Origin of the sequence: Streptomyces sp. NPDC058239, assembly GCF_042882185.1 — a bacterium.
Taxonomy (GTDB): Bacteria; Actinomycetota; Actinomycetes; order Streptomycetales; family Streptomycetaceae; genus Streptomyces.
Genome location: NZ_JBHVWS010000055.1, coordinates 57466 through 61352, shown reverse-complemented (window position 1 = coordinate 61352; position 3887 = coordinate 57466). Strand labels below are relative to the sequence as shown.

Annotated in this window: 3 protein-coding genes; all 3 read right to left on the bottom strand. The window is 67.2% G+C overall.

Annotation, left to right across the window (positions count from 1 at the left end; translation table 11 throughout):
- Positions 1 to 1739, bottom strand: a 1739-nt coding sequence (gene kdpB, locus ACFVYE_RS38200; RefSeq protein ID WP_389608482.1) for a potassium-transporting ATPase subunit KdpB, incomplete at its 3' end; no start/stop codon positions are given.
- The gene (gene kdpA, locus ACFVYE_RS38195; RefSeq protein ID WP_383965462.1) at positions 1736 to 3400 is read right to left on the bottom strand and encodes a potassium-transporting ATPase subunit KdpA; all 1665 of its coding nucleotides are present in this window, start codon (positions 3398 to 3400) and stop codon (positions 1736 to 1738) included. The genes kdpA and kdpB, both read right to left, overlap by 4 nt.
- Before the next feature lie 7 nt (positions 3401 to 3407).
- Positions 3408 to 3497: a K(+)-transporting ATPase subunit F gene (gene kdpF / locus ACFVYE_RS38190; protein ID WP_037823947.1), complete on the bottom strand. Its 90-nt coding sequence runs from the start codon at positions 3495 to 3497 to the stop codon at positions 3408 to 3410.
- Positions 3498 to 3887 lie beyond the last annotated feature (390 nt).

Sequence of the window (3887 nt, the reverse complement as noted above, 5' to 3'; positions counted from 1 at the left end):
GGGTTGGAGTCCAGGTCCACCATGTTCCCGGCCTCCTTGGCGGCCGAGGTACCGGTGTTCATGGCCACGCCGACGTCCGCCTGGGCGAGCGCGGGTGCGTCGTTGGTGCCGTCGCCGGTCATCGCGACGAGCTTGCCGCCGGCCTGCTCCCGCTTGATGAGGGCCATCTTGTCCTCGGGGGTGGCCTCGGCGAGGAAGTCGTCGACGCCTGCTTCCTCGGCGATGGCCTTCGCGGTCAGCGGGTTGTCCCCGGTGATCATGACGGTCTTGATGCCCATGCGGCGCAGCTCGTCGAACCGCTCCCGCATGCCCTCCTTGACGACGTCCTTGAGGTGGATGACACCCAGGACCCGGGCGCCGTGCTCGTCCTCCAGGGCGACCAGCAGCGGGGTGCCGCCGGCCTGGGAGATCTGGTCGGTGAGTACCTGCGCGTCCTGCGAGACGCTGCCACCGCGCTCCTTCACCCAGGCGACGACCGAACCGGTCGCGCCCTTGCGGACCTTGCGTCCGTCGACATCCACACCCGACATGCGGGTCTGGGCGGTGAACGCGACCCATTCGGCGTGCCGCAGTTCGCCCTGGTGTCGTTCGCGCAGCCCGTACTTCTCCTTGGCGAGCACGACGATGGAACGCCCTTCGGGAGTCTCGTCGGCCAGTGAGGACAGCTGGGCGGCGTCCGCGACCTCGGCTTCGGTCGTGCCCTTGACGGGGAGGAATTCGGCGGCCTGCCGGTTGCCGAGCGTGATGGTGCCGGTCTTGTCGAGCAGCAGGGTCGAGACGTCCCCCGCGGCCTCGACGGCACGTCCCGACATGGCAAGGACGTTGCGCTGCACCAGCCGGTCCATGCCGGCGATACCGATCGCGGAGAGCAGCGCGCCGATGGTCGTGGGGATCAGGCAGACCAGCAGGGCGGTCAGCACGATCATCGACTGCTTCTCGCCCGCGTAGATCGCGAAGGGCTGCAGGGTGACGACGGCGAGGAGGAAGACGATGGTGAGGGACGCCAGGAGGATGTTCAGGGCGATCTCGTTGGGTGTCTTCTGCCGGGCGGCGCCCTCGACCAGGGCGATCATCCGGTCGATGAACGTCTCGCCCGGCTTCGTGGTGATCTTGATGACGACCCGGTCGGAGAGCACCTTCGTGCCCCCGGTGACGGCCGAGCGGTCACCGCCCGACTCCCGGATGACCGGCGCGGACTCGCCCGTGATCGCGGACTCGTCCACACTCGCGACGCCCTCGACGACATCCCCGTCACCGGGAATGATGTCACCGGCCTCGCAGACGACCAGGTCTCCTATGCGCAGCTCGGTGCCGGGAACCCGCTCCTCGTTCGTGCCGGTCAGCCGCCGGGCGACGGTGTCGGTCTTGGCCTTGCGCAGCGTGTCGGCCTGCGCCTTGCCGCGCCCCTCGGCGACCGCCTCCGCCAGGTTGGCGAAGATCGTCGTGAGCCACAGCCACAGTGCGATCGCCCAGCCGAACCAGTCGCCCGGATCCAGTACCGCGAGCACGGTGGTGAGCACCGAGCCGATCAGCACCACGAACATCACGGGCGACTTGACCATCACCCGGGGGTCCAGCTTGCGTACCGCGTCCGGGAAGGACCTGAGCAGCTGCTTGGGGTCGAACAGGCCTCCGCCGACGCGTCCTTCGCTCTGGTGGCCCGTGGGCGCGTCCTGGTGCGGTGCCCGGGTGGGGGTGACAGTGGACATCGAGTCCTCTTGCTTCAGACGAGTGGTCATGACGCCAGCCCTTCGGCCAGCGGCCCCAGCGCGAGTGCCGGGAAGTAGGTCAGCCCGGTGATGATCAGGATCGTGCCGACCAGCAGCCCGCTGAACAGCGGCTTGTGCGTGCCCAGGGTTCCCACGGTCGCCGGTACGGGCTTCTGCTCGGCGAGCGAGCCGGCCAGCGCGAGGACGAACACCATCGGCAGGAACCGGCCCAGCAGCATCGCGAGGCCGATCGTGGTGTTGAACCACTGCGTGTCCGCGTTGAGTCCGGCGAACGCCGAGCCGTTGTTGTTCGCGCCGGAGGTGTAGGCGTACAGGATCTCCGAGAAGCCGTGAGCCCCTGTATTGGTCATCGAGTCGGCAGGGGTCGGCAGGGCCATCGCCGCGGCGGTGAAGCACAGCACCAGAGCCGGGGTGATCAGGATGTAGCAGGCCGCGAACTTGATCTCCCGGGTGCCGATCTTCTTCCCCAGGTACTCCGGGGTGCGGCCGACCATCAGACCCGCGATGAACACCGCGATGATCGCCATGATCAGCATGCCGTACAGACCCGAACCCGTACCACCGGGAGCGATCTCACCGAGTTGCATGCCCAGCATCGTGATCCCGCCACCGAAACCGGTGAACGAGGAGTGGAACGAGTTCACCGCACCGGTCGACGTCAGCGTCGTGGCCACCGCGAAGATCGAGGAGCCACCGATCCCGAACCGGGTCTCCTTGCCCTCCATCGCCCCGCCCGCAATGTCGAACGCGGGCCCGTGGTGGGCGAATTCGGTCCACATCATCAGCGCGGTGAACCCGAGCCAGATGACGCCCATCGTCGCGAGGATCGCATACCCCTGCTTCAGGGAACCGACCATCCGGCCGAACGTGCGGGTCAGCGCGAACGGAATCACCAGGATCAGGAAGATCTCAAGGAGATTGGACAGCCCGTTGGGGTTCTCGAACGGGTGGGACGAGTTGGCGTTGAAGTAACCACCGCCGTTGGTACCCAGTTCCTTGATCGCCTCCTGGGAGGCGACCGCACCGCCGTTCCACTGCTGCGAGCCACCCATGAACTGCCCGACCCCGTGGATACCGGAGAAGTTCTGGATCGCACCGCACGCGACCAGGGCAATCGCACCGATCACCGAGATCGGCAGCAGGATCCGCACGGTGCCGCGCACCAGGTCGGACCAGAAGTTGCCCAGCTCACCCGTGCGGGAACGGGCAAAGCCCCGTACCAGCGCCACCGCGACCGCGATACCCACGGCGGCCGAGACGAAGTTCTGCACCGCCAGGCCACCGGTCTGCACGACATGACCCATGGCCTGCTCGCCGTAGTACGACTGCCAGTTGGTGTTCGCGACGAACGACGCCGCCGTGTTGAACGCCTGATCCGGATCGATCGGGACGAAGCCGAGCGAGCCGGGCAGATGGCCCTGGAGCCGCTGCAACAGATACAGGAAGAGGACACTCACCGCGGAGAACGCGAGGACACCACGCAGATAAGCGGGCCAGCGCATCTCCGTGTTCGGATTGGCGCCGATGGCCTTGTAAATCCACTTCTCGACTCGCAGATGCTTCTTCGAGGAGTAGACGGCGGCCATGTAGTCACCGAGCGGACGGTACGCCAGACCCAGCGCCACAACGAGCGCGAGCAGCTGGAGCACACCAGCAAGGACGGGGCTCATATCGGGCTCAGAACCTCTCCGGGTACAGAAGGGCGAGGACGAGATAGCCCAACAGGGCAACGGCCACGATCAGACCGACAACGTTCTCGGCAGTCACAGCTTCGCCACCCCCTTGGCAACGAGAGCCACCAACGCGAACACCGCGATCGTGGTGACGACGAAGGCCACATCGGCCATCGTGTGCTCCTAGATGAGGTACGGATTCTCGGACCTCATGAGCAAACCCCGCATCACAGCCGTCCCGGCCTGCGTTGATGGCTTCCTTACGGGGAGGGGCAAGCCCTTGACGGCGCACATACGTGCCCTATACGCGCTCCATACGCGCCCCTGTCGTGCGCCCCCGAGCCCGCCCTGGGCACGCAGAAAGGCCGGTGGGCCGTACCCCCTGGGGCGGGGGGTCGGCCCCCCCCCCCGGGACGGTGGCCGGCGGCGTGCCTGTTAAAGGAGTGCCCACAGCGTGGTTACGGGTGCGCGCGGGGGGAGGGCC

Excerpts from the sequence above, each read along its gene's own strand:
- kdpA (WP_383965462.1), bottom strand. The coding sequence starts at position 3,400 with ATGAGCCCCGTCCTTGCTGGTGTGCTCCAGCTGCTCGCGCTCGTTGTG.